The organism is Streptomyces sp. NPDC021080 (assembly GCF_044333225.1).
In the GTDB taxonomy this organism is placed as follows: Bacteria; Actinomycetota; Actinomycetes; order Streptomycetales; family Streptomycetaceae; genus Streptomyces.
Genome location: NZ_JBIRQM010000006.1, coordinates 50890 through 76278, shown reverse-complemented (window position 1 = coordinate 76278; position 25389 = coordinate 50890). Strand labels below are relative to the sequence as shown.

Below are 25389 nucleotides of genomic sequence, written 5' to 3'. Positions count from 1 at the left end.
GCCTACTAGACTTTGACCCAACACCCGGCAGCAACGCCGGGTGGTGACCCGAGGAGCCCACCTTGGCTGCTGAGCTGCACGTCGAGCTCGTCGCCGCGGACCGCAGTGTCTGGTCCGGCGAGGCCACCCTGGTCGTCGCGCGTACCACGTCCGGCGACATCGGCGTCATGCCCGGTCACCAGCCGCTTCTCGGTGTGCTGGAGTCGGGCCCGGTGACCATTCGTACGAGTGATGGTGGAACGGTCGTCGCCGCGGTGCACGGCGGTTTCATCTCCTTCGCCGACAACAAGCTGTCGCTGCTGGCCGAGATCGCCGAGCTGTCGGACGAGATCGACGTCCAGCGTGCGGAGCGGGCGCTCGAGCGCGCGAAGTCGGACGCCGACGCGTCCGCCGAGCGTCGTGCGGACGTCCGTCTGCGTGCGGTGGCGAACCACTGACGATCGGTGCGACCCCGGCCCGTCAGGCGCCGGGGGAGCACTGTGCAAGGCTTTGACTCAGCCGCGGCTGGGACCGGATCACTCCGGCCCTGGCCGCGGCTGAGGCAAATCCGGACGTTTTTTCTTTTCCGTTACCTAGGAGACGAGGAGGTCGGTGTCGATGGTCCTCGCTCTGACTGTGTGCGGAGTGGTAGTGGCGCTCGTGGTGGTGGGGCTGTTCGTCTTCGGCCTCCGCCGCCGGCTCATCCAGCGCTCGGGCGGAACGTTCGACTGCAGCCTGCGCTGGGACGTCCCCGAGAAGGGTGACCTCAGCGGCAAGGGCTGGAGCTACGGCGTGGCCCGCTACAACGGCGACCGGGTCGAGTGGTACCGCGTCTTCTCGTACGCCCCCCGCCCGCGCCGCCTTCTCGAACGTTCGTCGATCGAGGTGGCCGGCCGTCGTGCCGCCGAGGGCGAGGAGGAGCTCGCGCTGCTCTCCGACGCGATCATCCTGGCCTGTCTGCACCGCGGGACGCGGCTGGAGCTGGCGATGAGCGAGGACGCGCTGACCGGATTCCTCGCCTGGCTGGAGGCGGCCCCTCCGGGACAACGGGTGAACGTCGCGTAGCGGCGTTCAGGGCCCCGTTGGGTGGGGGAGGGTGGACGTCGCCTGAGGCCCCCGAACGGCGAACCGCGGACAGACCCTGAGGTCTGCCCGCGGTTTTTTGGTGCGCTGTGGACCGGTGTCCGGTCCGGTGATCAGCTCAGGCCACTGTTGATGGCGCCGACGAGTTCACCGTTGCCGGTGTCGCCGCTGAACTCCCAGAAGAAGGCGCCGCCCAGGCCCTGGCTCTTGGCCCACGACATCTTCGTCCCGATGGTGGCGGGGGTGTCGTACGACCACCAGTTGTTGCCGCAGTAGGCGTACGCCGTGCCGGCGACGAGGCCCGTGGAGGGGCAGGACGTCTTGAGGACCTTGTAGTCCTCGATGCCCTGCTCGTACGTACCGGCGGCGGGGCCGGTCGCCGTGCCGCCGGGTGCGGCCTGGGTGACCCCGGTCCAGCCGCGGCCGTAGAAGCCGATGCCGATGAGCAGCTTGCTCGCGGGCACGCCCTTCGCCTTGAACTTGGCGATCGCGTCGGCCGTGGTGAAGCCAGGCGTCGGGATGCCGCTGTACGAGGTGAGCGGGGAGTGCGGGGCGGTCGGACCCTGGGCGTTGAACGCTCCGAAGAAGTCGTACGACATCACGTTGTACCAGTCGACGTACTGGGAGGCGCCCGCGTAGTCGGCGGCGTCGATCTTGCCGCCGGAGGTGCCGTCGGCCGTGGTGGCCGCGGTGACCAGGTTGTTCGAGCCGAACTTGGCGCGCAGGGCCTGCATCAGGTTCTTGTAGGCCGCGGCACCGCTGGTGTCACAGGACAGACCGCAGGCGTTCGGGTACTCCCAGTCGATGTCGATGCCGTCGAAGACATCGGCCCAGCGGGGGTCCTTCACGAGGTTGTAGCAGGAGTTCGCGAACGCGGTCGGGTTGGCGGCCGCCTGGGCGAAGCCGCCGGACCAGGTCCAGCCGCCGAAGGACCAGAGGACCTTGAGGTTCGGGTACTTGGCCTTCAGCTCGCGCAGCTGGTTGAAGTTGCCGCGCAGCGGCTGGTCCCAGGTGTCGGCGACGCCGCTGACCGACTGGTCGGCGGTGAAGGCCTTGTCGTAGTCGGCGTACGAGTCACCGATCGCGCACTGGCCGTTGGTGACGTTGCCGAAGGCGTAGTTGATGTGCGTGATCTTGGCGGCCGAGCCCGACGTCACCAGGTTCTTGACGTTGTAGTTGCGGCCGTAGATGCCCCACTCGGTGAAGTAGCCGAGCTTGACCTTGCCGCCGGTGGCCGGGGGCGGGTCGGTGGTGCCGCCGGTGGTGTGGACGGCGACCGCGCCGCTGACCGGACCGGTCTGGTCGGCGGTGTCACGGGCCTGGACGCTGTACGAGTAGTCGTTGCCGGCGGTCAGGCCGGTGTCCGTGTACGAGGTCGTCGTCACGGTCGCGACCTTGGTGCCGCCGCGCAGGACGTCGTAGTTCTTGACGCCCTTGTCGTCGGTGGCCGCGCTCCAGGAGAGCTTCACCGAGGTGTCGGTGATCGAGGAGGCGGTGGGGGTGCCCGGCGCGGAGGGCGCGCTGTCGCCGGGGACGGTGGTGCCGCCATCACAACTGCCGCCGTTCAGCGTGCAGTTGGACGGCGATCCGGAGCCCGCCCCGTTGAAGCCGAAGGAGACGGAGGCGCCCGCGGCGAGGCTGCCGTTGTAGGACTTGTTCTTGGCGGTCCAGTGGTTTCCGGAGCTGGTGACGTCCGCGTCCCAGGCCGAGGTGACGGAGGTCCCGGAGGGGAAGTCCCACTGGATCGTCCACGAACTGATCGCGGTGGTACCGGTGTTCTTGACGGTCCACTTGCCTTCGAAGCCCGTGCCCCAGTCCTGGGTCTTGGCGTACGTGGCGGTCGCGCTGTCGGCGGCGTGGGCGGGGCTCGCGAGGCCGACCAGGCCGGCCAGGGGGAGCAGCAGGGTGGCCAGCCCTGCCGTCGCTCGTTGTCTGAAGCGCATTCCGCGCCTCCTCGGGGGAGTTGGGGGAGGAAGGGGCGTGACTGAGCCTTCACGCCCACGGTGCCGTGAGAATAGGAAGGTCTGGACCACAGGTCAATAGGTCTGGACCACTGTTTCGCTCTCGTGATGGAGTCTCAACTCCCATGAGCGGGGCGTGCATTGACGGCGGTCGGGCGGTTCTGACGATCCGGCAGGCGGTTGACGTGGGCCTTTCGCGTCTTCGTCCGTGGTCCGCCGGAGGGGATGGCGGGGACGGCGAAGGGCGCCTGCGGCAGCGGGCCCGAAGTGACCTTCGAGCCCGGCGCAGACGCCCTTCGTCCGGTGCGGCGGTGCGGCGGTTTGGCGGTGCGGTGGGTGCGGCGGGAGTTGCTCAGCGCTCTCCGCCGGGGACCCACAGCACGTCGCCGGTGTCCTTGTTCGCCGTGCGGGCCAGGATGAACAGCAGGTCCGAGAGCCGGTTGAGGTAGGTGGCGGTGAGCGGGTTCATCGCCTCGCCGTGGACCTCCAGCGCCGCCCAGGTCGAGCGCTCGGCCCGGCGTACGACCGTGCACGCCTGGTGCAGCAGCGCCGCGCCGGCGGTGCCGCCGGGCAGGATGAACGAGCGGAGCTTCTCCAGCCGCTCGTTGAACAGGTCGCAGTCCGCCTCCAGTCGGTCGACGTAGAACTGCTCGACCCGCAGCGGCGGGAACTTCGGGTCCTCGACCACCGGCGTCGACAGATCCGCGCCGACGTCGAACAGGTCGTTCTGGACGCGGGTGAGGACCTGGACGACCTCGTCCTCCAGACCGCCCAGCGCGATCGCCGTCCCGATCACCGCGTTCGCCTCGTTGGCGTCGGCGTACGCCGAGATCCGCAGATCGGTCTTGGCGACCCTGCTCATGTCCCCGAGGGCGGTGGTGCCCTGGTCGCCGGTCCTGGTGTAGATGCGCGTCAGATTGACCATGGGACCAGCCTAGTTACGCTCCGGCTCTGCGGAACGCCCGTGTGCCCACTGTCACGGGGAGCGCGGCGAAGGCGAGGGGTCGTGGACGCTGCGAACGTCTCCGTGAACACCCGTCTATCTCTGATCATGCGCAGTGCTCCGTCGTCCAGGGTGGGGGTGAGGTGCATCCTTGTCGTGGAGGCGCGAGGCGCCGGAGTTCTCTGCGGCTGGGTGGTGACGGTCAGGTGGGTCGCTGTTGGTTCTCGATGTACTGGCGGATGGCGGTGAGCGGTGCACCGCCGCATGATCCGGCGAAGTAGGAGCCGGACCAGAAGTGTCCGCCCCACAGGTACCGGCGGACATGTGCGTCGTACTCCTGGCGGAGTCTGCGCGAGCTGACGCCTTTGAGGGAGTTGACCAGCTTGGAGAGCTGGACTTTGGGCGGGTAGTGCACGAGCAGGTGGACGTGGTCCTGTTCGCCGTCGAACTGTTTCAGCTCGGCCTCGAAGTCGGCGCAGACCTCCTGCATGATCTCTTCGGTGCGGGTCAGCATGGCGTCGGTGAATGCCTTCCGCCGGTACTTCGTGACAAAAACCAAGTGAACGTGCAGGTTGTGGACGACGTGACGTCCGGTGCGTACGTCAGGATTCGGATTCCAGCGCGGCGACATAAACCAACTGTAGTAGAGTCGCTACCGTGAGTGAGTGCGGTCTGGGGAGGCGGCAGTTCGGGCACCGTGCCCGGCTTGCGCTGTCGCCTGCCGGGGCCCGTACGGCGGATGCCCAGGCGCACGCCGCCCGCGCGCTGTGGAATCTTCTCCACGCGTGGTGGCAGATGATGCCGAAGGAAAAGCGGACCCTGGCGAATGCGGACGCCGCGATCCGTCAGGCCCGCAAGGACATTGATTTCCTCGCCGTCCTGCCCGCCCAGGCCGCGCAAGCGGTGCTGAAGACGTACTTCCAGGCTTGGAAGAACTGCTGGGACGGGCGGGCAGACACGCCGAACTTCAAGGGCCGGCTGCGCACGGTGATGTCGGTGGACGTTCCACAGGGCCGTGACCTGAGCATCGTCCGCGTGCACCGACGCTGGGGCATGGCCAATATTCCCAAGGTGGGCCGGGTCCGTTTCCGCTGGACCAAAGACCTGCCGGTAGGCAAGCACGCAGGCGCGGAGAACCGGATCACCGGGGCCCGGCTGGTCAAAGACGCGCTCGGATGGCACATCGCCTTCCGCGTCCAGACCCTTGAGATCAAGCCCGAACCCCACACCGGCCCCGAAGTCGGCATCGACGTCGGGATCAACGTGCCCATCGCCCTCTCCGATGGCGAAACCTACGAGCACGGCGAGTGGCTGACCGCCAAGGAGAAGGCCAGGCTCCTGCACCTGGAGCAGCGCGCCGCCCAGCGTAAGCAGCACCGCAAACCCGGCGAGCACAGCAGCCGTCGGCTGCACCGCACCTATGACCAGATCGCGGGACTTCGCGCGAAAGCCAAGCGCCGGGCCCTGGACTGGCAGCACCGTACGACCACCGTCATCGCCAGGCAGTACGGCACCGTCGTGGTCGAGGCACTCGCCATCACGAACATGGTCAAGTCTGCCAAGGGCACCGTCGAGGAGCCGGGGAAGAATGTGGCCCAGAAGTCCGGGCTGAACCGCTCCATCAGCGGGGAAGCGTGGGGCCGTACGGTCACCATGCTGGCGTACAAGACCACCAGGCATGGCGGCACTCTGCACAAGGTCCCGGCCCCCAACACATCCCGGCGTTGTTCCGCGTGCGGCTTGATCACGCCCGGGAGCCGGGAGGGCCAGGCCGTGTTCGTGTGCAAGAACTCGGACTGCGGCTGGTTGGGCAACGCCGACCACAATGCGGCCCGGAACATCCTGCACCTGTACCGGATGGGCCTCGCGCTCGTCCCGGCTGCCGGGAGGGCAGTCGTCAGGCGCGCGAAGCGCGTCAAGCCCGCTGCCGCAAGGTAAGCAGGAATCTCCCGGCCTCATTCGGGAGAGCACTTCAAAACTACTTCCCGGCCAAGGAGGACCTCTTCCTCGACCGCTCCGCGGGCGTGGTCGACAGCCTCGCCCGCTGGGTGCGCGGCCGTGCGAAGGGCGAGTCGGCCGCGGACGCCGTCCTGCGCGAGCTGCGCGAGGAGGTGGAGGCGGTCTCGCCCCGGATCGGCCTGGCGGCGGGCGTCGCCCGTTTCCTTCAGGTCGTCGACGAGGCGCCCGCGCTGCGCTCGCGGCTCTGGGCGATCGGCCAGGAGACGCTGGAGAACCTGGAGGAGGCCCTGCGCGAGGAGACCGGCGCACCGCCCGGGGACCCGCTGCCCGGCCTCGTCGCCGGCCAGATCAACTGGGCGCACCAGACCGTCGCGGCGGTCATCGCCCGCGAGATGAGGGCGGGCCGTGCCCCGGACGAGGTGTCGCGCGAGGTCCTCGTCCTCCTCGACGACATCGAGGAGTTGCTGAGCCCGAAGGTCCGCGGTTACGCCGTACGGGCGGACGGACGACCCGGGCCCGGTGACACCCCGGACCGGACGTGACGGGTGTCTCACGCCCTGAGACCGTGACACGCGTTACTTACGGGTTTCACACCCCCTTCCGAACGCTACTCTCCGCCGAAGAGGCATACACAAGCAGCGTGTTAAGGGAGTCTGAGTGGCTGGGAAGCTTGCCGTCATCGGAGCCGGACTGATGGGGTCCGGTATCGCCCAGGTCTCCGCGCAGGCGGGCTGGGACGTCGTTCTGCGCGATGTCACCGACGAGGCGCTGAACCGCGGCCTCGACGGCATCAAGGCCTCGTACGACAAGTTCGTGAGCAAGGGCAAGCTCGAAGCCGCGGACGCGGACGCGGCCCTCGCGCGCATCACGGCGACCACGGACCTGGACGCCGCCGCCGACGCGGACATCGTCATCGAGGCGGTCTTCGAGAAGCTCGAGGTCAAGCACGAGATCTTCCAGGCTCTCGACAAGATCGTGCGCCCCGACACCGTGCTCGCCTCCAACACCTCCGCGATCCCGATCACCAAGATCGCGGCGGCCACGGAGCGCCCGGAGCGGGTCGTCGGCGTGCACTTCTTCTCGCCGGTGCCGATGATGCAGCTCGTCGAGCTGGTCCGCGGCTACAAGACCAGCGACGAAACGCTCGCCACCGCACGGGAGTTCAGCGAGTCCGTCGGCAAGACCTGCATCGTCGTCAACCGTGACGTCGCCGGCTTCGTCACCACCCGCCTCATCTCGGCCCTCGTCGTCGAGGCGACGAAGCTGTACGAGTCGGGCGTGGCCACCGCCGAGGACATCGACCTCGCCTGCCGGCTGGGCTTCGGTCACGCCATGGGCCCGCTGGCCACCGCCGACCTCACGGGCGTCGACATCCTGCTGCACGCCACCGGCAACATCTACACCGAGACCCAGGACGAGAAGTTCGCCCCGCCGGAGCTGATGCGCCGGATGGTTGACGCCGGTGACATCGGGCGCAAGAGCGGGCAGGGCTTCTACAAGCACTGAACGATCATGCGGCGACCGGGACCCGGTCGCCGCATGTGCCGCGGACGCCGTGCGCGCCTCCCGGATGTCACCCCATGAGGTGAATTCGGTATCGGTTCGCTTACAGACGGCAACCTCCACGGCCCTCAGGCAGTCAGACCATGCACAACATGCAGACGCGAAGACGCGGAAACAGACACACGCGGAGTTACGAGACGCATTCTCGGGGAGCGCATATGTACATCAGGGGCGACCACACCGAACTGGTCGTCGGGGGCCGCCTCGACGTACGCAGCGCGGCGGACGCCCGTACGGTCCTGCACTCGGCCGTCGACGACGGAGCCGGCGATCTCGTGCTGGACCTGTCCGAGCTGGACTCCTGGGACGCCACCGGGCTCGGCGTCATCATGGGGGCCCACCGACGTGCCGGGAGGTGCGGCCGACGGCTCGTGCTGCGCGGCGTGCCGGCGCAGATGCAGCGCCTGCTGGTGGCCACCCGGCTGCACCGGATCCTGGCGATCGAGGGCGGCATCGGGGTCGAGTCCCTGCCCCGCGTGTGACCCGGGCGCGCCCCCTGTGCTCCGCGTGCGCGACCGCGTACGCGCCCCGACCGGCGCATTCGGCGTGCCACATGCACAATCCTCATGAAGCTGTGACGGTTCGGACGGCGCGGTACCCCGCCTGTTCGTAGATACTGTGCGAAGGTTTAGGGTTCGGCTGCCCGCCGACCGAAACCCTACGAGCGGGCACCGGACCAGAAGCGACGAAGCGCTGTGCAGCCAGGCCGGGAGGGCATCGGCACACGACGCTTTTGGGGGGCTTGGAACATGGACCCGATCGACCGGGGATCCGAGGAGTACGGCCAGGAGGACGACGGCCAGGTGTCTCGTCCGCGCCCGCCGCGCGACCCGCTCGCAGCCGACCTCGGACAGCACAAACCCGCGCCCGTCCGCACGGTCAGGCTCGTCACGGGCGAATTCGCCCTCACCGTCAACCCCGTCGACGGCAGCGAGATCGAGAACTGCCCGCCGCACGAGCGGCCGCAGCCGCCGGTCCGGCACAGCGCCGCCGCCCGTGCCGAGCTGGCCCGCGCGGTGGCGCCCCCCGCTCCGCCCGGCCCGACCCGGCCCCGGCTGCCCCTCCTCGAACGCGACGAGGAGCGCGAGCAACTCGTACGCCTCCTCGCGCGCGGGCGCTCGGTACGGCTCACCGGCCCCTCGGGATCGGGCCGCACCGTCCTGCTGGACGCCGTCGCCGACGACTGCGCGGACCTCGCCCCCGACGGAGTCGTGCGCCTCTCCGGCTACGGCCGCACCGCGAGCGACGTGCTGTACGACCTCTTCGCCGCCGTCTACGAAGCCCCCCTTTACCGCCCGGACCACGACGACCTGCTCCTGCTCGTCCGTGAGATCGGAGCGGTCGTCGTCCTCGACGACGCGGAGATCGGCGGCAGCGCCCTCGACATGCTGCTCGACGCCACCCCCGAGTGCGCCTTCGCGATCGCCGCGGCCCCCGACGCGCCGGCCCCGTCCGCCCACGCCGAACTCGACGAGGTCGTCCTCGGCGGCCTCGACCGCAGCGGCGGCCTCGAACTGCTGGAGCGCGCCGTCGGACGCGTCCTGACCGAGGACGAGTCGAACTGGGCGGGCGACCTCTGGTTCGAGTCCGAGGGGCTGCCCCTGCGCTTCATCCAGGCCGGAGCGCTGCTGCGGCAGCGCGACCGGCAGCGGGCCGGCGAGGAGGCCTTCGACGACTACGGGGTCTTCCAGGAAGCCCCCGCCGACGTGCACTTCGAGGCCGGCGACGGCCAGGAGCTGCCGCTGCCCTCCCTCGCCGAAGGCGCCGCGCCCGCCGCGCTGCTCGCCTCCCGGCTCAGCGAATCGGCCCGCGCCACCCTGCGTTTCGCCGTCGCGCTCGGTGGCGAGGTGCCCCACCAGGCCCATCTGCCCGCACTCGTGGGCGACACCCACGCCGACGCCGCGCTCGCCGAACTCGCGGACTGCGCTCTGGTCTCCCCGGTCGGCCCCCGCTACCGGCTCGCCGCCGGAGTGCAGGCCCAGCTGGAGGCCTCCGGATACGCGGACACCCTCCAGGACAGCGCGTTGGCCGCCGCCCGGCACTACAGCTGGTGGGCCGGGCACCCCTCGGTCACCCCGGAGCGGGTCTGCGCCGAGGCCGACGCGGTGCTCGCCGCCCTGGACGTGCTGGTCCCGGTCACCACCGCCCCGCTGGACGAGGAGGACGAGGACGCCGTCTCCGTCCAGCTCGCCCGCAAGGCCGCGGCGGCCTTCGCCTCGGGGCTGCACTGGAGCGCCTGGGAGCGCGTCCTGCGCCTCGGTGTCGAGGCCTCCGAACTGGCCGGCGACATCGGGGAACAGGCCTACTTCCACCACGAGTTGGGTGTCCTCGCGCTCTGCGGCCACCAGCTGGACCGGGCCCGCGCCGAGCTGGAGGCCTCCGTCGCCATGCGCGGCGAGCTCGCCGACAAGCGCGGCACCACCGCCGGCCGCCGCGCCCTCGCGCTGGTCACCGACCGCTCCGGAACCCTGCAGCTCACCGGCGGGCGCACCCCGGCGGGCGAGGAGATACCCGACGCGCGCCACGAGGAGTCGATGTCGCCTCCCGGCGGCGTCCCGGCGGCCTTCCCCCGCACCGACCCGTCGGGCGACACCGTCACGTTGCTCGGCCACCCGGGCGGCCCCGGCACCCCCGGGGCCAAGCCGCGGAGCGTCGCGGGGCGGCTGGTCTCCGGCACCCGGCGCAATCTGGTGGCCGCGGGCGCGGGCGCGCTCCTCGTGGCCGTCCTCGGGACCGTGGTGACCCTCGGCGCGACCTCGCAGCACAACAACGAGACCCCGCCCGAGAAGGCCGGCGTCAACCCGTCCGCCACGCAGGACGCCCAGGACGACAGCCTGAGCGCGGACACGCCGAAGAAGGGCGACGACTCCTCTCCCAGCGTCGTGGCCTCCCCCACCGACCCGGGCCCCGACGGCACGTACGGCACCTCGGACGACCCCACGACGCCGTCGCCGACGGCCACGGTGAGCAGGCAGCCGTCCGCCGACCCGAGCGGGACGCGCACCGGTACGAGCAAGCCGTCGAAGTCGCCCTCCGCGTCACCCACGCACCGGCCCACGCACCGGCCGTCCTCGTCGCCCCCGAACCCCTCGCCGTCGACGTCCTCCACGAGCACCTCGCCGTCCCCGTCGCCGTCGGCCAGCACGTCGTCGAGCCCGGCCACCACCGACTCCGCGAGCGGTCCGGTGCCCGGCGGCACCCCGGCGGGCACGGGCTCCGCCACGACGTCGCCGAGCGGCACGGTGATCTGACCGTGCGGTCCGGACGTACGGCCGGACCGCACGGAAGACGAGCAGAGCAGTGAGCAGAGGGCCGGGTCCGATGACGGACCCGGCCCTCTGCCGTATACGAACCCGAGGGGGTCAGAACAGCCGCAGCTTGTCGTCCTCGATGCCGCGCAGGGCGTCGTAGTCCAGGACCGTGCAGCCGATGCCGCGGTCGGTGGCGAGAACGCGGGCCTGCGGCTTGATCTCCTGGGCCGCGAAGATGCCGCGGACCGGCGCGAGGTGCGGATCGCGGTTCAACAGCTCCAGATAGCGCGTCAGTTGCTCCACGCCGTCGATCTCGCCGCGGCGCTTGATCTCCACGGCGACGGTCTGCCCCGCGGCGTCCCGGCACAGGATGTCGACCGGACCGATGGCCGTCATGTACTCACGGCGGATCAGCGAGTAGCCCTCGCCGAGGGTCTCGATGCGGTCGGCGAGCAGCTCCTGGAGGTGCGCTTCCACACCGTCCTTGATCAGGCCGGGGTCCACGCCGAGTTCGTGCGAGGAGTCGTGGAGGATCTCCTCCATGGTGATGATGAGCTTCTCGCCCGCCTTGTTGATGACGGTCCAGACACCTTCGTCGTCGCCGGACCCCTCCTTCAGTGTGCAGGGCGGCGACATCCAGTTGAGGGGCTTGTAGGCCCGGTCGTCCGCGTGGATCGAGACGCTGCCGTCCGCCTTCACGAGGATCAGGCGGGGGGCCGACGGGAGATGGGCGGTGAGCCGGCCCGCGTAGTCCACGGAACAGCGGGCAATGACGAGACGCATGGTCGGCAACGCTACTCGACCGGCGGCGGTGCACGCGATTCCCGTCCCCGGACCCCGGCCGCCCTCCGCGCCCGGACCGGAGGAGGAAGTCACGGTTCGCCCCTTTTGACCCCTCGGGTCTCCCTGGCCGGCGCGGGCGGCGTTTCCGCGGGTCATCCCATTGATCCCGAAGGTTCCCCGTTCCGTCGTGGCCGATTGTCGGCGTACGGGGCGTTCGCTATGTGCCCATTCTCCTGGTGTCGTTACCTGCCGATGCTTACCGTATGAACGGGAGGTCGCGATACCTGTACTCAGCGTGTTCGATATCGCGATCCCCGTCCCTGTCCGGCAACCCCCGATGTGTGGGGGTGCGAGAGGAGTACCCATGTCGCTCGACGTCTCACCGGCCCTACTCCAACAGGCCGAGCGAGGCGAGGTCGATGAAGCTGACTTCGTCGACTGCGTCCGGACCTCCCTGCCCTACGCGTGGGAGATGATCAGCTCCCTGGTGGCCCAGCTGAAGGTGGACGGCGGCAACTTCGCCGACAACCAGACGCCTCCGCCGGACGAGCAGGCACGTGGCCAGCTGCTGCGTGCGCTCGCGAGTGACGCGATACGCGGCGCGCTGCAGCGGCACTTCGGAGTGCGGCTGGCCTTCCAGAACTGCCACCGGGTGGCGGTGTTCCCACTGGACGACTCGGTGGACGACACACTGGCACGCTTCACCTCGGTACGCAGTCAGCTGCTCAACCAGTCCCCTGAGTTCAGGGACTGCTGACGCACTGATGCCGCATTGCTTGCCGCTCCGTACGCGGGAGGTGCATTGGTACTGGGGCGGCAAGCTCCCCGCGCGTCCGGACCGCCGGGCCCGGCCCCGTGCGGTCACCTGAGCTGGGGCAGTACCTCGGCCCCGAGCCGCCGCACGTTCTCCTCGGTCGCCGCCAGGTCGCCCGAACCCTCGACGAGCAGGGCGAAGCGCCCGATGCCGGTCCGCTCCGAGGTCGCCGCGAGCCGGTCGGCGCACAGTCGTGGGGTGCCCACCGGGTGCAGCCCGCAGAGCAGTTCGGTGTACGCCACCGGGTCCCGCATCGAGCGGGCGCGGCCGTCGACCGTCACGTGGGCGTCCAGTCCCTGCTTCAGCCAGCCCGGCATCGCCTTGACGAGCGTCTCGACGGCGTCGGTCCGGCGGTCCGCGATCTGGCAGACGCCTGCGGAGACATGGGCGGCGCCCAGGATCTCGTCCGTGGGGCGGCCCGCCGCGCGCGCGTGCCGCCGCCACAGCGCGACCATTTCGGCCTTCTCCTCGTCCCCGACGTGCATGCCCAGAAGCATCGGCAGCCCGCGTTCGGCGGCGAGCCGGACGCTCGCGGGCGAGGTGCACGCCACGACGACCTCGGGCCCCGGAGCGCCGCTCAGCGCCTCCGACGGGCGGGGCACGACCGGGACTTCACGGAACGGGAAGCGTCCGGAGGTGCCGGCGACGGACGGTTCGCGCAACCAGCGAATCAGCAGATCGAGTGACTCGGGGAACCCGTGTTCGTACGCCGCGAGACCCGCGCCGAAGACCTCCAGGTCGACCCAGGGGCCGCCGCGGCCGACCCCCAGCGAGAGGCGCCCGCCGGACGTCAGGTGCAGCAGGGCGGCCTGTTCGCCGAGCGCCACGGGGTGGACGGTGGGCAGCACGCTGACCGCGGTGCCGATCCGGATCCGCTCGGTGCGGCCGAGCAGATACGCGGCGAGTGTGATGGCCGACGGGCATGTCCCGTACGGCACGAAGTGGTGTTCGGCCAGCCAGACCGTGTCCAGCCCGGCCTCCTCGGCGACCTCGGCCGACCGCGTGGCGCGGTGCAGGGCCTCTCCCTGACCCTGTCCAGGGAACTGGGCGGCCAGTACAAAGCTTCCAACGTGCATCGAACTTCCTGCTTCCTCGGCTCCGACACGGAGCTCCCCCACCCGGCATAACCGCCTGACACGTGCCGAAGACACGGCCTTGCGGAGAGATTTGCGGATTGTCTGGGAATTGGGCTGTCCGAAGACGTCCGAGGGCCGTCCGAGGACGGTCCGGTGGGAGATCTGTGCGGGTTGGCGGAGTACGTGTACCCGTGCGCGTCCCGCGTAGGCTGGAGCCGGCCCCTGCTCCCTGTATAGCTCCGTGAGGTGTCCCTTGTCCCCGCGTCGCAACCGTCCGAAGGACGCCGGCTCGTCCGGCAGGAGCCACGAGGAGGACTCGTCGGACCGCTACGGCGGCTGGCAGTCCACCGAGAGCTGGCAGGGCGAGGAGTGGAGCGTGCGTCATGTGGCGGGCGCGAGCGCGCAGGGCAAGACCTACCGCTGTCCCGGCTGCGACCAGTTGATCCCCTCCGGGGTGCCGCACGTGGTGGCCTGGCCGGAGCACTCGGGCGTCGACGAGCGGCGGCACTGGCACAAGGCCTGCTGGAACGCGAAGGACCGCCGCACCTCGCGGGTGCAGCGGTCCCGTAACGCGCCCAGGTTCTAGGCGACTTCGACCGGTCCGGCCTCGCGCCGGACGGCCCCGGGCCGTCCGGCGGGCGCGGGCGTCACACGTCCCGGCGCTCCAGGAGCACGAAGGCGGCGGCGACGGCCGCCGCCGTGACCCCGGCGAGCAGGCCGAGCTGGGCGCTGCCGTTGCCGTCGTCGGGGCCCGTCCGGAAGACCGTGGCGAGGGTGGAGATGGCGGCGTACTTCTCCATCTTCTCGCCGATCGTCCGCAGGGTGTCGGACATCATCAGGAACGCGGGCAGGATCGAGGGCAGCAGCACGACGCCGAGCATCGTGGTGATCGCGCCCGCCGAGTGGCGCAGCATCGACCCCACGGCGAGCGAGAGCGTGCCGAGCAGCGAGACGTAGAGCGCGCCCATGAAGACGGTGCCGCCCCACGGGGTGGACGAGCCGCCGCTGTGCAGGCTCGCGGTGAACAGGCCGACGAGCCCGATCGCGCAGACCGAGACGGTGAACGCGACCGCGAAGAAGATGATCATCTTGGCGGCGAGCACCCGGTGCCGCTGCGGCGAGGCCGTGAACGTCGTACGGATCATGCCCGTGCCGTACTCGGAGGAGACCACCAGCACGCCCAGCGTGAGCATGCAGATCTGTCCGAGCAGCAGGCCGATGAACGCGGGGACCGTGAACGGGACGTCCCCGAAGTCCTCGTTCGTGGTCTGCGTGGCGACCAGGAATCCGATGCCGACCACCAGGAGCAGGAAGGTGCCGAGCGTCCACATCGTGGAGCGCACCGACTTGATCTTCGTCCACTCGGAGTTGAGCGCGTGCCCGAGGTGGGTGCGGGTGACGGGGATCGGCGAGGTGTACGAAGTGCCGGGCGCCGCCTGCCAGTCGGGGGCAGCGGCGGTCTGCTGCGGCATCGGGGGCTGGGGCGTGCTCATCGGGCGTCCTCGGGCTTGGTCAGGTCGGCGGCGGGCGCGGGCGTCGGCGCGGACTCGGGTGTGGCTTCGGGCGCGGCTGCGGGAGCCGGTGCGGGCGCCGCCGGGCTCGCGGGGGCCTGGGCGTACGGATTGACATCCTGGGCGCCGGGGGCGGCCGGAGCGCCGTAGGGGCCAGGGGCGGCGGGGGCCGGAGGAGCGCCGTAGGGCCCGGCCTGCGGCATGGCGAAGGGCTGCCCGCCCTGCTGCGGCGGCAGCGGCGCGTACCAGCCGGGCTGGCCCTGGCCCGCCACCGGCATCTGCGGCGGCGGCATGGCGCCCGGCGGCAGCTGCTGCTGGAGCCCCGCCTTCTGGTCGATGGTCGAGCGGTAGTCGACGGCGCCCTGCGTCATCCGCATGTACGCCTCCTCCAGCGAGGCCTGGTGCGGCGACAGCTCCCACAGGCGGACGTCGGCGGAGTGCGCGAGGTCGCTGATCCGGGGGAGCGGCAGGCCGGTGACGCGCAGCGCGCCGTCCTGCTCGGGCAGCACCTGGCCGCCGGCCTCGGTCAGCGCGGCGGTCAGCTTCTCGCGCTGCTGCGGCTCGGTGTCGGGGGTGCGCACCCGGGCGAAGTCGGCCGAGTTGTGCGAGATGAAGTCCTTGATGCTCTGGTCGGCCAGGAGCTGGCCGCGGCCGATCACGATGAGGTGGTCGGCGGTCAGCGCCATCTCGCTCATGAGGTGCGAGGAGACGAAGACCGTACGGCCCTCGGAGGCCAGCGACTTCATCAGGTTGCGGACCCACAGGATGCCCTCGGGGTCGAGGCCGTTGACCGGCTCGTCGAAGAGGAGCACCTGGGGGTCGCCGAGGAGCGCGGCGGCGATGCCGAGGCGCTGGCCCATGCCGAGCGAGAAGCCCTTGGAGCGCTTTTTGGCCACGTCCTGGAGGCCCACGACCCCGAGCACCTCGTCCACGCGGCGGGCCGGGATGCCCGACAGCTGGGCCAGGCTCAGCAGGTGGTTGCGGGCGCTCCGGCCGCCGTGGACGGCCTTGGCGTCGAGGAGCGCGCCGACCTGGCGGGGTGCGTTCGGCAGCCTGCGGTAGGGGAAGCCGCCGATCGTCACCTGCCCGGAGGTCGGGTTGTCGAGGCCGAGGATCATCCGCATCGTCGTCGACTTGCCCGAGCCGTTGGGCCCGAGGAATCCGGTGACGGCACCCGGCCGGACCTGGAAGGAAAGGTTGTACACGGCTGTCTTGGCGCCGTAGCGCTTCGTCAGGCCGACTGCCTCGATCATTCTCCGCACCCATCGAAAGGTTCAGGACCTCGGGGCGCACGCCCCCGTAAGGGTAAGGAGGATATCCGGGCGCCGACGGTTCCACTCAAGGGAAAGTAAAATCGTGGCCATCGGACGGTGAAAGATCCAGGAGAGGGCGACGTTTCGTGCGTCTGTTCTGTCAGGTACCCGTCTTTCTTGATCGGCCGGGAAAGGGAATTCGCCGTCCGGCCCGTCGACGGGAAATGTCAGGGGCGCTCCGGCAGGGAATCGTCCAGCGGCGGAAGGTCGTCGTACAGCCGCAGCTCCGTCGATTCGTCGAGGTAGGGCAGGAAGTCGGTCTGCGGCAGCACCCAGCCCTCCTCGCCGAAGACCAGCGTGCCCGCCTCGCGCAGCGACCGGTCGGCACCCGCCCGGCGCACCCAGGCCGCGGGGTCCGGTCCGAGCAGGTCGCGCAGACGCCCGGAACAGGCCAGCAGGGCGGCGAGCAGCTCGGACTGGTCGCCGCCGCCGGGGCGGGGCCGCCCGGTCCCGGGATCGGCGAGCACGCCGTGCGCGCTGAAGTAGATGTACGCGCCGCCGAGCCGTTCCCCGGAGGGCATCGTCATCGTGAACGCGTCGCCGGGGAGTATCGCCCGCCGGTAGTCGGGGAACTCGGTGTCGTCGACGGCTTTCAGCTGCGTCGAGTCCAGCCAGGTGACCACGAGCGTCGTCTCGGCGGTCCGGTCCACGTACGGTGTCCCGGCCACGTAACCCGCCGGACTGATGTGCCCGGAGCAGCCCACGCCGATGCCGCGCACCCGCACCGGGACCATCGGCACCGTCGCCGGGATGTCCAGCCGGGTCAGCTTGTGGGCGACTTGCCCGGGGGAGGCGTTCGAGCCGACCGCGATGACCGGATGGCGCAGCCCGGTGCCCACCTGCCCCAGGTCGGCGAGGGCCTCGTCGAGACGCTGCTGCTCCTGGCGCTCCTCCACGTACCACTCGCCGAGCCGCAGCGGCCGCACGTCCAGCTGGAGCAGCTCGCCGCCGGTCAGCAGGGACGGCTCGGTGGTGGGCCGGCCGGGATAGGTGAGGGGTTTCTTCGCGGGCACGTCGCTCAGGCCCAGTGCCTCCAGGCTTCGGTCCTTCAGGCTTCGGTCCTTCGCCGTCACGGTGACGCCCTCCGGGGGTGGTGTCGCGCGCATGCGGGCACAGCCTTTCACGCGAGATGAACCTGGGCCTTCACCCGAGGTGTACCCGGCGCGGGACCCGGTCTCCCCGGCTGAGCGCGGTTGGCCTGAACCGGCACCGGGAATGATGCCGTCCCGATTGTACGAGTCGTCACCAAGTGAGTTGCGGGGGAAGCGAGTTGGGGCTGATGAGACGCGCGGCGGGGCGATCGGGCCGGAGGCCGGCGCATCCGCGTTTTCGTACCTCCGTTCGCTGGTGGATCGCGGGGCGCACCGTCCACGCCCTGCTGCTGATGGCGCTGGGCGCGCTGGCCGGACTCTCGGTCCTCGTGGCGACGGCGTGGACGCTGACCGAGAACTCGCCGCGGTCCATGGCGGAGCGGTTCTCGAACGGGGAGCGGCTCCTCGACCTCAGTCTCGGAGTGCTGCGGGCCTGTGTCGGCACCGACAACCTCGACCCCGAACCGGACAGCACCCCGCACCAGCTGCTCGCCACGCTCGCCTCGGTGACCGGCGCCCTGGCACCGGCGGTGCTCCTCGGCATCGTCCTGATCAAGCTGTTCGCGCTGCGGCCCTTCGTCTGGCGGCGCCGGGCCAGCGTCTCGCACGCCTGGACCGCCGACTTCCCCGGCTACTCGCGGCGGCACGCGGACAGCGACGACGCCGTCATCGCCGTCCGTTTCTACAACCGCTTCGACAACCTCTCGGTCGTCGACCTGCGGGCCCGCGCCCATCTGCGCTACCTGGAGCGTTCCCCGCACGACGGCAGCCTCGTCATCTACAAGCAGTGGCTGAAGGTCCTGGACGCCCAGGGCGAGCCGGCCGACGAGCGGAGCTGGCTCGCCGTCGAGAGGGGGGCGCCCTTCACGGTCTGGATACCGGTCGAGGCGCCGGTGACCGGACTGCCGTTCCACCGGATCCAGGGCAAGGACCTGTCCGGATCGTCCGGGGTGAAACTCCTCGTCCGGCTGACCGCGCGGACCGTCGGACTCGGCACCGAGGTCGCCGACGAGCGCTGGTTCGACCTGGACGGCGGGGACTTCGAGCTCGGCCGGTTCGTGCCGCTCCAGCCCGACCTCGGCAAGGACGTGTGGCAGTGGGAGGGATGGTCCGACTTCGACGGGCTGATCCACCCCGGCCCGGACGGCGGCGAGCCCCCCGGCCGCCCTACGCGTCCCGCTTCTTGAGCAGCGCGTAGCCGCCGATCAGGGCCGCGGCCACCCACAGCAGCATGATGCCGAGGCCGCCCCAGGGACCGTAGGGGGTGTCGTCGAGCGGGGTCACCACCCGCAGGATCCTGCTGCCGGCCTGGTCCGGGAGGTAGCGGCCGACCTTCTTGGTCGCGGACACGGCGCCCAGGATGTTGGAGATCAGGAAGAAGAACGGCATCAGGATGCCGAGCGAGAGCATCGGAGAGCGCAGCATCGCCGCGACCCCCATCGAGAACACGGTGATGAGCGTCATGTAGAGGCCCCCGCCGATCACCGCGCGCAGCACCCCCGGATCGCTGATCGACGTCCGGTGCGCGCCGAGCGCCGCCTGGCCCACGAAGAACGTGGCGAAGCTGGTGATCATGCCGACGGCCAGGGCGAGGCCGGCCGCCACCGCGATCTTGCTGAAGAGGAACGTGCCGCGCTGGGGCACCGCCGAGAGCGAGGTGCGGATCATGCCCGTGCTGTACTCGTTGCCGACGACCAGCACCCCGAACACGATCATCGCGAGCTGGCCGAGGGTCATGCCCGCGAAGCTGATGAACGTCGGGTCGAACGTCAGCCGGTCGTTCGCGCTCATGTTGTCCCACTCGTTCTTGGAGACGAGCGAGATGAGCAGGCCCAGCGCGATCGTGACGACCGCCGCGAGACTCAGGGTCCACACCGTGGACGACACAGACCGGATCTTGGTCCACTCCGACCTGAGGACCTGGATGGCCGCCATGCTCAGCCCTTCTTCCAGTCGCCGCCCCACCGCGGGGCGGGGGCCGTATCCGGCGGGACCGGCGCGAGGTCCCCTTCCGGGGCCTCGGTGTGCGCGTGGTACTCCACCGACTCCGCGGTCAGCCGCATGAACGCCTCCTCCAGGGAGGCCTGCTGGGGGCTCAGCTCGTGCAGCACGATCTGGTGCCGCGCGGCCAGCTCCCCGATGTGCTCCGGCTGTCCGTCGTCCACCTCCAGCGCCCCGCTGCCCGTCTGGACGACGGTGATGCTCGCGCCCTTCAGCGCGTCGAGCAGCCGCTCGCGCTGCGGGGAACGGACCCGGACGTAACTGCGCGAGTTCTGCCGGATGAAGTCGGCCATCGAGGTGTCGGCGAGCAGCCTGCCCTGGCCGATGACGACGAGGTGGTCGGCGGTCAGCGCCATCTCGCTCATGAGGTGGGAGGAGACGAAGACCGTGCGGCCCTGGGAGGCGAGGGACTTCATCAGATTGCGGATCCAGTGGATGCCCTCGGGGTCGAGGCCGTTGACCGGCTCGTCGAACATCAGGATCCGCGGATCGCCCAGCAGCGCCCCCGCGATGCCGAGCCGCTGGCCCATGCCCAGCGAGAACCCCTTCGCCTTCTTGCGCGCGACCGCCGTGAGGCCCACGGTGTCCAGCACCTCGTGCACCCGCGCCCGCGGGATGCCGTTGCTCTGGGCGAGGCACAGCAGATGGTTGAAGGCGCTGCGGCCACCGTGCATGGCCTGGGCGTCCAGCAGGGCGCCGATGTACTTCAGGGGGTCCTTCAGCCGGTCGTAGTGCTGTCCGTCGATCCGTACGTCGCCCGCGGTGGGACGGTCGAGCCCGAGCATCATCCGCATCGTCGTGGACTTCCCCGCGCCGTTGGGACCGAGGAAGCCGGTGACGATGCCCGGTCTGACGGTGAAGGTGAGGTTGTTGACCGCCACCTTCTCGCCGTACCGCTTCGTCAGCCCCTCGAGCTCGATCATGCGGCCACGCTAGGACGGCCCCCGGGAGCCTGCCACCCGACGACGAGGCCCGCACCCTCGGGGGAGGGAGCGGGCCTCGTCGTCGTGCCGTGCGGTTACCGGGACTGCTGCGCCGGAACCCCGCGGGAGATCGGCTCGTCCTCGGCCGGACCGGTGGCGGCGGCCACCGCGGCGCCCGTGAGCGTCGCGAGCATCTCGCGGACGTTCGTGAGCTGCGCGTTGATCGAGTCGCGGCGGTTGGTGAGGGCGGCCAGCTCACGCTCGGACTCCGAGCGGATGCGGTCGGCCTTGGCGTTCGCGTCGGCCACGATGTCCTCGGCCTGGCGCTGAGCCGTCTCCACCGTCTGGCGGGCGCGGCGCTCGGCGTCCGTGCGCAGCTTCTCGGCCTCCAGGCGGAGCTGCTCCGCGCGGTGCTCGATCTCCGCGAGGCGCTTCTCGGCCTTGGCCTGGCGCGAGGCCAGGTCGCGCTCGGACTGCTCGCGGCGCTTGGCGAGGTTCGTCTCGAAATCGGCGGCGGCCTGGGCGGCCTTGGCACGGGTCTCCTCGAAGAGGGCGTCCGCCTCCTCGCGCTTGGACGCCGCGTCCTTCTGCGCCTCGGAGCGCAGCTGCGAGGCCTCGCTCTTGGCCTTCTCGACGATCCGGACGCCCTCGTCCTCCGCCTTGGCCTTGCGGTCCGCGGCGAACGACTCGGCGTCGTTGCGCACCTGCTGGGCCGCCGACTCGGCGAGCTCGCGGTGCTGCTCGGACGCGCGACGGGCCTCCTCGCGCAGGTCCTTGGCCTCCTCCTCGGCGAGGCGGAGGATCTTCTCGACGCGGGCGCCGAGACCGGCGTACGACGGCTCGGCGTCGCTCACCTGGGCCTGGGCGTTCTGCGTTTCGAGATGGAGTTCCTCGATGCGCTTTTCGAGTGCGGTGATACGGGCCAGAGCGCTGTCGCGGTCGGAGACGAGCTTCGAGATGCGTTCGTCCACCTGCGCGCGGTCGTATCCACGCCGCACAAGCTCGAAGCCGTAGGGGGAAGTGTCGCTCATGGGGATCCTGTCGAATGAGACCGGTGAGGTGATAGGGGGAATCCTAGGGGGCAATGCGGTGTGTCATCGAGCGGATACGTGTTTGATCTGGAGAATGACACTCCTTTTGGGTGGCAGGCTATGGGAAGGCTTGCCAGAACCTGTGACAAACCTCCCACAAAACACGTAATGCGTGCTTCCGGCCGCAGCCGGCCACCGACCGGCCCTAGCTCTCCGACGCCTTGCCGCCCGAACGGGCCGCCCCCGCGGCCGCCCCCGCCTTCACTCCGCCGTCCTTCGCGCCCGCCGGGGCCTCGAAGGACTCCAACGCCTCGAGGACGTCCTGGACACGGGAGATCTCCGTGTTGATGTCCTCGCGCCGGCGGACCAGGACCTCCAGGTCGCGCTTGCCCTCCTCGACGGCGGCCTTCGCCTCCTGGATCGCCTCGGACCGGATCTTCTCCGCCTCGCCGACCAGCGACGCCTTCTTCTGCTCGGCCTCCTTGAGCAGCCCCTCGGCCTTGCGGACGGCGGCGATACGGACCTTGCTCGCCTCGGAGTTCGCCTCCGCCACCAGGTCCTTGGCCTTCGCCTCGGCCTTGGCGAGCTGCTCCTCCGCGGCCTTGATGAGCGCGTCGCACCGGTCGCCCGCGTTCTTCATCGCCTCGGACGACTCGCGGCGCGCCCGCTCGTGCAGGTCCTCGATCTCCGACGTGACACGGTCGCGCAGCTCCTCGGCCCGTTCCCGGATCGCCGTGGCGTCCCGGCGCGCACCGATCAGCAGCTCGTCCGCGTCCGCGCGGGACCGCTCCACGAGCGTGTTGCCCTCGACGGTCGCCTCCGAGACGAGCCGCTCGGCCTCGCCCCGCGCCACGCCGACCATCGTGTCGGCCTGCGACTCGGCGTCCGCCGTCGTCTTCTGCGCGCTCTGCTGCGCGTCCGAGAGCAGCTTGTCCGCCTCGGACGCCGTCTCGGAGATGAGCGTGTCGACCTGCTCGGCCGCCTCGGAGCGCTTCTTGTTCGCCTCCTGGCGTGCCTCGTCCAGCAGCCGCTCGGACTCCTCGCGCGCCGCCGCCGTACGCCGCTCGGCCTCCTCCGTCGCCCGCGCCTTGAAGCGCTCGGCCTCGGTGCGGATCCGCTCGGAGTGCTGCTGCGCGGAACCGACCGCCCCGGCGGCCTCGGCCCGCAGCCGCTCCGCGTCACCGCTCGCGTCCGAGATGAGCTTCTCGGCCTTGGCCACGGCCTCGGCACGGACCCGCTCGGCCTCGGCCGAGGTCTCCATCGCGAGCCGGTCGGCCTCCGCCGTCGCCTCGGTGATGAGCGTGTCCACCTGCGCGGCCGCGTCCGAGCGCATCCGGTTCGCGTCCTCCCGGGCGTCCGCACGGGTGCGCGCGGCGTCCTGGTCGGCGTTCGCGATCGCGTCCGACACCTCGGTGCGCACCCGCTGGGCGTGATCGGAGGCGTCCGAGCGCATCCGCTCCGCCTCCGCGATCGCGTCCGCGACCGTGCGCTCCGCGAGCGCGCTCGCGGCCTCCCGCTCCTCGTTCGCCTCGCGCCGCAGCCGCGCCGCGTCCTCGCCGGCCCGCTCCCGCTCCGCGTACGCGTCGGCGCGGACCCGGTCCGCCTCCTCCTGCGCCTCGGTGCGCGTACGGTCCGCCGCGTGCTCGGCGGCCGAGCGCAGACCGGTGATCTCCTCCTGGGCGCTCTCGTGCAGCCCCGCCACCGAGTCCCGCACCTGCTGCGCGGTCTGCTCGGCGCTCGAGACCATCTCGGTCGCGCGCCGGTCGGCCTCCTCGACCAGCCGTACGGCCTCGGTCTGGGCCTCCTCGACCCGCTTGCGCGCGGAGGCGAGAAGCTCCTCGCTCTGCTCGCGGGCCCGCTCGCGCTCCTGGTCGGCCTCCTGGCGCGCCGAACCGAGGGTCTCCTCGGCCTCGCGGCGGCGCCGGGCGGCCTCCTCCTGCGCGGCGGCCAGCGTCTCGGCGCCCTCGGCCGCCAGGCGCTCGGCCGCGGCCTGCGCCTCGCCGCGCACCCGGTCGGCGCTGTCCTGGGCCTCGGACTTCAGCCGCTCGGCCTCCGCCACGGCGTCCGAACGCAGCCGGACCGCGATGGCCTCGCCCTCGGCGCGGGACGCCGAAGCGTCCGCCGCGGCCTCGTCGCGCAGCCGGTCGGCCTCCGTCGCGGCCTGCTCCTGGAGCGTACGGATCCGCTCGGCGGACTCCGAACGCAGCCGGTCGATCTCCTCGGAAGCCTCGCGGCGGATCCGCTCGGCCTCCGCGCGCGCGTCGGTCAGCGCCTGCTCGGCGGAGGCCAGACGCTCCTCGGCCTCCGTGTGCAGCCGGGCCAGCCCCTCGGCGGCCTCGGCCTGACGGGCCTCTATGGCCCGCTCGGTCTCCTCGCGCTGCCGTTCGGCGGCCCGCTCCGCGTCGGCCACGATCGTCTCGGCCTGCTCGGTGGCGTCCGCGCGGTTCCGGTCGGCCTCCGCGCGGGTCCGCTCCAGCGTCTCCTCAGCCTGCCGGCGCAGCACCGTGGCGCGCTCGATGGCCTCGGTGCGGACCTTCTCGCTGTCCGCCGTGGCGGCCTGGCGCAGCTCGTCCGCGTCCGCCTTCGCCTTGCCGAGCAGTTCCTCGGCGGTCTTCGCGCCTTCCTCGATCTGCTGGACGGCCTCGCGCCGGGCCTCGGCACGGATGCGCTCGCCCTCGGCGACCGCGTCCGAACGCAGCTGCTCCGCGTCGCCGCGCAGCCGCCGCGCCTCCTCCTGGAGCTCGACCGTCTTGGCGCGGTACTCCTTGGTGTCGTCCTTCGCCGTGCCCTTGAGCTGCTCGGCGATGTCGTGCGCCTCGGCACGCAGCCGGTCGGCCTCGGTCTCCGCCTCGGTGCGGATCCGCTCGGCCTCCTCGGACGCCGCCTTCGTGGTCCGCTTGGCCTCCTCGGACGCCTTGTTCAGCACGTCCTCGGCGGTACGGGCCGCCTTGGCGAGCTGGGAGGCGGTCTCCTCGGCCGTGAGGCTACGGGCGCTCTCCTCGGCTTCCGCGACGATCGTCTCGGCCTTGCTGCGGGCGTCCGCGACGAGCTGCTCGGCCTCGGTCTTGGTGGTCTCGGCCTCCTGGTTGGCCTCGCTGACCAGCCGGGCGACCTGCTCCTTCGCCGTCCGCGTGCGCTGTTCGTTGACCGACTCGGCGCTCGCGATCGTCTTCGCCGCGGCTTCCTTGGCCTCGTTGAGGACCTTGTCCGCCTCGGTCTGCGCCTCGCGCAGCGCCGTCTCGGCGGCGCTCATCCGCTGCTCGGCGGCCCGGCTCAGCTCGGAGGCCTGGCGGCGGGCGTTGTCCGACTCGCTCGCCGTGGAGCTGCGCAGCTGCTCGGCGTGGTCGGTGGCCTCCTGCGCCTGCGTCGAGGCGGCGTTCAGCAGGCGTTCGGCGTCCGTGCGGGCACGGCGCAGCAGCGCCTCGGCCTCCGCACGGGCCGCCTCGGCGTCGTTGGTGAGCCGCTGGCGCGCCTCGGCGACGATCCGCTCGGCCTCCGTGCGGGCCGCGGCGAGCGCCTGCTCGCCCTCGGCACGCGAGTCGTCCACCAGGCGGCGGGCCTGGGACTCGGAGCGGGCGCGCAGCTGCTCCGCCCACGCCACGTTCTCGTTGACGTGCGACTCGACGGTCTGGCGGCGCTCCGCCAGCTCCTGGTCGAGCTGCTGACGCCGGGTGACGGCCTCCTGGTGCAGCTCGGCCTGGAGCCGCGCGGAGTGCTCGGCGTGCTCCTGGAGGAGACGCTGGGTCTGCGCCCGGGCCTGGCTGATCTCGCGCTCGGCGTCGACGCGCAGCTGGTCGGCCTGCATCTGGGCATTACGGAGCATCTGCTCGGCCTGGTAGCCGATGTCGGCCCCGTCGTAGGCAGGACGGGTCGCCAGACTGCGGCGTGCCTCGTGCAGCTTGGCACGCAGCACCTCGACCTGATAGCCGCGGTCCTCGGCGTGCTGGACGGCCTTCTCCCGCTCGGTCTTCAGCCGTTCCATCTCGGCCTCGAACCGAGAGAGGTGGTCGACGTCAGCCGCCGGCTCTCGCTCCTGGCGTTCGTAGCCCCGCACTGCGCGGTCCCATCCGTCCCCTGGTCATGTAATTCCGAACGAGCACCGTTCTT

General features: G+C 71.1%; 21 protein-coding genes and 1 pseudogene. 10 read left to right on the top strand and 12 right to left on the bottom strand.

Annotated features, from left to right (window positions below; all coding sequences use genetic code 11):
- Positions 1 to 62: 62 nt before the first annotated feature.
- Both ACH4S8_RS16120 and ACH4S8_RS16115 read left to right on the top strand, forming a co-directional pair.
- Positions 63 to 437, top strand: coding sequence for a F0F1 ATP synthase subunit epsilon (locus tag ACH4S8_RS16120; RefSeq protein WP_339131571.1), 375 nt, complete (start codon positions 63 to 65; stop codon positions 435 to 437).
- A gap of 160 nt (positions 438 to 597) precedes the next feature.
- The gene (locus ACH4S8_RS16115; RefSeq protein WP_398394249.1) at positions 598 to 1044 is read left to right on the top strand and encodes a DUF2550 domain-containing protein; all 447 of its coding nucleotides are present in this window, start codon (positions 598 to 600) and stop codon (positions 1042 to 1044) included.
- 131 nt (positions 1045 to 1175) lie between these two features.
- On the opposite strand, the gene ACH4S8_RS16110 is transcribed toward ACH4S8_RS16115, so the two are convergent.
- The 3 genes from ACH4S8_RS16110 to tnpA all read right to left on the bottom strand — a co-directional run bounded on the left by ACH4S8_RS16110 (position 1176) and on the right by tnpA (position 4597).
- Positions 1176 to 3005 carry a glycosyl hydrolase family 18 protein gene (locus ACH4S8_RS16110; RefSeq protein WP_398394247.1) on the bottom strand — a complete coding sequence of 610 codons (1830 nt, stop codon included), beginning with the start codon at positions 3003 to 3005 and terminating at the stop codon, positions 1176 to 1178.
- A gap of 370 nt (positions 3006 to 3375) precedes the next feature.
- On the bottom strand, positions 3376 to 3948 hold the full coding sequence (locus ACH4S8_RS16105; protein WP_103550959.1) for a cob(I)yrinic acid a,c-diamide adenosyltransferase: 573 nt from the start codon (positions 3946 to 3948) through the stop codon (positions 3376 to 3378).
- A 220-nt stretch (positions 3949 to 4168) separates the two neighbouring features.
- The gene (gene tnpA / locus ACH4S8_RS16100; RefSeq protein WP_398394245.1) at positions 4169 to 4597 is read right to left on the bottom strand and encodes an IS200/IS605 family transposase; all 429 of its coding nucleotides are present in this window, start codon (positions 4595 to 4597) and stop codon (positions 4169 to 4171) included.
- Positions 4598 to 4623: 26 nt separating this feature from the next.
- Between tnpA and ACH4S8_RS16095 the strand changes: the two genes are divergently transcribed.
- The 5 genes and pseudogenes from ACH4S8_RS16095 to ACH4S8_RS16075 all read left to right on the top strand — a co-directional run bounded on the left by ACH4S8_RS16095 (position 4624) and on the right by ACH4S8_RS16075 (position 10739).
- Positions 4624 to 5904, top strand: a complete 1281-nt coding sequence (locus ACH4S8_RS16095) for an RNA-guided endonuclease InsQ/TnpB family protein (protein WP_398394243.1) — start codon at positions 4624 to 4626, stop codon at positions 5902 to 5904.
- Positions 5905 to 5942: 38 nt separating this feature from the next.
- Positions 5943 to 6467: pseudogene (locus ACH4S8_RS16090) on the top strand (TetR/AcrR family transcriptional regulator); the annotation flags it as partial.
- 115 nt (positions 6468 to 6582) lie between these two features.
- Entirely contained in the window at positions 6583 to 7431 is an 849-nt protein-coding gene (locus ACH4S8_RS16085; protein WP_398394241.1) for a 3-hydroxyacyl-CoA dehydrogenase family protein, read from the top strand.
- Between the two features lie 215 nt (positions 7432 to 7646).
- Positions 7647 to 7970 (top strand): STAS domain-containing protein, encoded by a 324-nt coding sequence (locus ACH4S8_RS16080; protein ID WP_398394238.1) that lies wholly within the window; start codon positions 7647 to 7649, stop codon positions 7968 to 7970.
- A gap of 267 nt (positions 7971 to 8237) precedes the next feature.
- The gene (locus tag ACH4S8_RS16075) at positions 8238 to 10739 is read left to right on the top strand and encodes an ATP-binding protein (protein WP_398394236.1); all 2502 of its coding nucleotides are present in this window, start codon (positions 8238 to 8240) and stop codon (positions 10737 to 10739) included.
- A gap of 111 nt (positions 10740 to 10850) precedes the next feature.
- Here the strand turns inward: ACH4S8_RS16075 and nucS are convergent, their stop codons facing one another.
- The gene (nucS, locus tag ACH4S8_RS16070) at positions 10851 to 11522 is read right to left on the bottom strand and encodes an endonuclease NucS (protein ID WP_398394234.1); all 672 of its coding nucleotides are present in this window, start codon (positions 11520 to 11522) and stop codon (positions 10851 to 10853) included.
- Positions 11523 to 11886: 364 nt separating this feature from the next.
- Between nucS and ACH4S8_RS16065 the strand changes: the two genes are divergently transcribed.
- Positions 11887 to 12279: an SCO5389 family protein gene (locus ACH4S8_RS16065; RefSeq protein ID WP_398394232.1), complete on the top strand. Its 393-nt coding sequence runs from the start codon at positions 11887 to 11889 to the stop codon at positions 12277 to 12279.
- 104 nt (positions 12280 to 12383) lie between these two features.
- Here the strand turns inward: ACH4S8_RS16065 and ACH4S8_RS16060 are convergent, their stop codons facing one another.
- A complete protein-coding gene (locus ACH4S8_RS16060; protein ID WP_398394230.1) occupies positions 12384 to 13412 on the bottom strand; it encodes an LLM class flavin-dependent oxidoreductase in 1029 nt (342 codons plus the stop codon).
- Positions 13413 to 13665: 253 nt separating this feature from the next.
- On the opposite strand from ACH4S8_RS16060, the gene ACH4S8_RS16055 reads away from it, so the two are divergent.
- Positions 13666 to 13998 carry an ATP/GTP-binding protein gene (locus tag ACH4S8_RS16055; RefSeq protein WP_398394228.1) on the top strand — a complete coding sequence of 111 codons (333 nt, stop codon included), beginning with the start codon at positions 13666 to 13668 and terminating at the stop codon, positions 13996 to 13998.
- 61 nt (positions 13999 to 14059) lie between these two features.
- Here ACH4S8_RS16055 and ACH4S8_RS16050 read toward each other — a convergent pair whose 3' ends face one another.
- The 3 genes from ACH4S8_RS16050 to ACH4S8_RS16040 all read right to left on the bottom strand — a co-directional run bounded on the left by ACH4S8_RS16050 (position 14060) and on the right by ACH4S8_RS16040 (position 17342).
- Positions 14060 to 14905 (bottom strand): ABC transporter permease, encoded by an 846-nt coding sequence (locus ACH4S8_RS16050; protein ID WP_398394225.1) that lies wholly within the window; start codon positions 14903 to 14905, stop codon positions 14060 to 14062.
- Positions 14902 to 16176 (bottom strand): ABC transporter ATP-binding protein, encoded by a 1275-nt coding sequence (locus ACH4S8_RS16045; protein WP_398394223.1) that lies wholly within the window; start codon positions 16174 to 16176, stop codon positions 14902 to 14904. Before ACH4S8_RS16045 ends, ACH4S8_RS16050 begins: the two co-directional genes overlap by 4 nt.
- A gap of 227 nt (positions 16177 to 16403) precedes the next feature.
- Positions 16404 to 17342: a hypothetical protein gene (locus tag ACH4S8_RS16040; protein WP_398394221.1), complete on the bottom strand. Its 939-nt coding sequence runs from the start codon at positions 17340 to 17342 to the stop codon at positions 16404 to 16406.
- A gap of 173 nt (positions 17343 to 17515) precedes the next feature.
- Here ACH4S8_RS16040 and ACH4S8_RS16035 point away from each other — a divergent pair, with 173 nt between their 5' ends.
- On the top strand, positions 17516 to 18514 hold the full coding sequence (locus ACH4S8_RS16035; protein WP_398394219.1) for a hypothetical protein: 999 nt from the start codon (positions 17516 to 17518) through the stop codon (positions 18512 to 18514).
- Here ACH4S8_RS16035 and ACH4S8_RS16030 read toward each other — a convergent pair.
- The 4 genes from ACH4S8_RS16030 to scy form a co-directional block, all read right to left on the bottom strand.
- Entirely contained in the window at positions 18495 to 19262 is a 768-nt protein-coding gene (locus ACH4S8_RS16030; protein WP_398394217.1) for an ABC transporter permease, read from the bottom strand. The genes ACH4S8_RS16035 and ACH4S8_RS16030 overlap by 20 nt on opposite strands.
- A gap of 2 nt (positions 19263 to 19264) precedes the next feature.
- Positions 19265 to 20251 carry an ABC transporter ATP-binding protein gene (locus ACH4S8_RS16025; protein ID WP_398394215.1) on the bottom strand — a complete coding sequence of 329 codons (987 nt, stop codon included), beginning with the start codon at positions 20249 to 20251 and terminating at the stop codon, positions 19265 to 19267.
- 95 nt (positions 20252 to 20346) lie between these two features.
- A complete protein-coding gene (locus ACH4S8_RS16020; RefSeq protein WP_398394213.1) occupies positions 20347 to 21282 on the bottom strand; it encodes a cellulose-binding protein in 936 nt (311 codons plus the stop codon).
- Positions 21283 to 21487: 205 nt separating this feature from the next.
- The gene (scy, locus tag ACH4S8_RS16015; protein WP_398394211.1) at positions 21488 to 25336 is read right to left on the bottom strand and encodes a polarized growth protein Scy; all 3849 of its coding nucleotides are present in this window, start codon (positions 25334 to 25336) and stop codon (positions 21488 to 21490) included.
- Between the last annotated feature and the right edge of the window lie 53 nt (positions 25337 to 25389).

Coding starts and splice junctions, on each gene's coding strand:
- ACH4S8_RS16110 (WP_398394247.1), bottom strand. CDS start 3,005: ATGCGCTTCAGACAACGAGCGACGGCAGGGCTGGCCACCCTGCTGCTC.
- ACH4S8_RS16045 (WP_398394223.1), bottom strand. CDS start 16,176: ATGATCGAGGCAGTCGGCCTGACGAAGCGCTACGGCGCCAAGACAGCC.
- ACH4S8_RS16020 (WP_398394213.1), bottom strand. CDS start 21,282: ATGAGCGACACTTCCCCCTACGGCTTCGAGCTTGTGCGGCGTGGATAC.
- ACH4S8_RS16050 (WP_398394225.1), bottom strand. CDS start 14,905: ATGAGCACGCCCCAGCCCCCGATGCCGCAGCAGACCGCCGCTGCCCCC.
- nucS (WP_398394234.1), bottom strand. CDS start 11,522: ATGCGTCTCGTCATTGCCCGCTGTTCCGTGGACTACGCGGGCCGGCTC.
- ACH4S8_RS16040 (WP_398394221.1), bottom strand. CDS start 17,342: ATGCGCGCGACACCACCCCCGGAGGGCGTCACCGTGACGGCGAAGGAC.
- ACH4S8_RS16105 (WP_103550959.1), bottom strand. CDS start 3,948: ATGGTCAATCTGACGCGCATCTACACCAGGACCGGCGACCAGGGCACC.
- ACH4S8_RS16060 (WP_398394230.1), bottom strand. CDS start 13,412: ATGCACGTTGGAAGCTTTGTACTGGCCGCCCAGTTCCCTGGACAGGGT.
- ACH4S8_RS16115 (WP_398394249.1), top strand. CDS start 598: ATGGTCCTCGCTCTGACTGTGTGCGGAGTGGTAGTGGCGCTCGTGGTG.
- ACH4S8_RS16030 (WP_398394217.1), bottom strand. CDS start 19,262: ATGGCGGCCATCCAGGTCCTCAGGTCGGAGTGGACCAAGATCCGGTCT.
- ACH4S8_RS16025 (WP_398394215.1), bottom strand. CDS start 20,251: ATGATCGAGCTCGAGGGGCTGACGAAGCGGTACGGCGAGAAGGTGGCG.
- ACH4S8_RS16035 (WP_398394219.1), top strand. CDS start 17,516: ATGAGACGCGCGGCGGGGCGATCGGGCCGGAGGCCGGCGCATCCGCGT.
- ACH4S8_RS16075 (WP_398394236.1), top strand. CDS start 8,238: ATGGACCCGATCGACCGGGGATCCGAGGAGTACGGCCAGGAGGACGAC.
- ACH4S8_RS16065 (WP_398394232.1), top strand. CDS start 11,887: ATGTCGCTCGACGTCTCACCGGCCCTACTCCAACAGGCCGAGCGAGGC.
- ACH4S8_RS16080 (WP_398394238.1), top strand. CDS start 7,647: ATGTACATCAGGGGCGACCACACCGAACTGGTCGTCGGGGGCCGCCTC.
- tnpA (WP_398394245.1), bottom strand. CDS start 4,597: ATGTCGCCGCGCTGGAATCCGAATCCTGACGTACGCACCGGACGTCAC.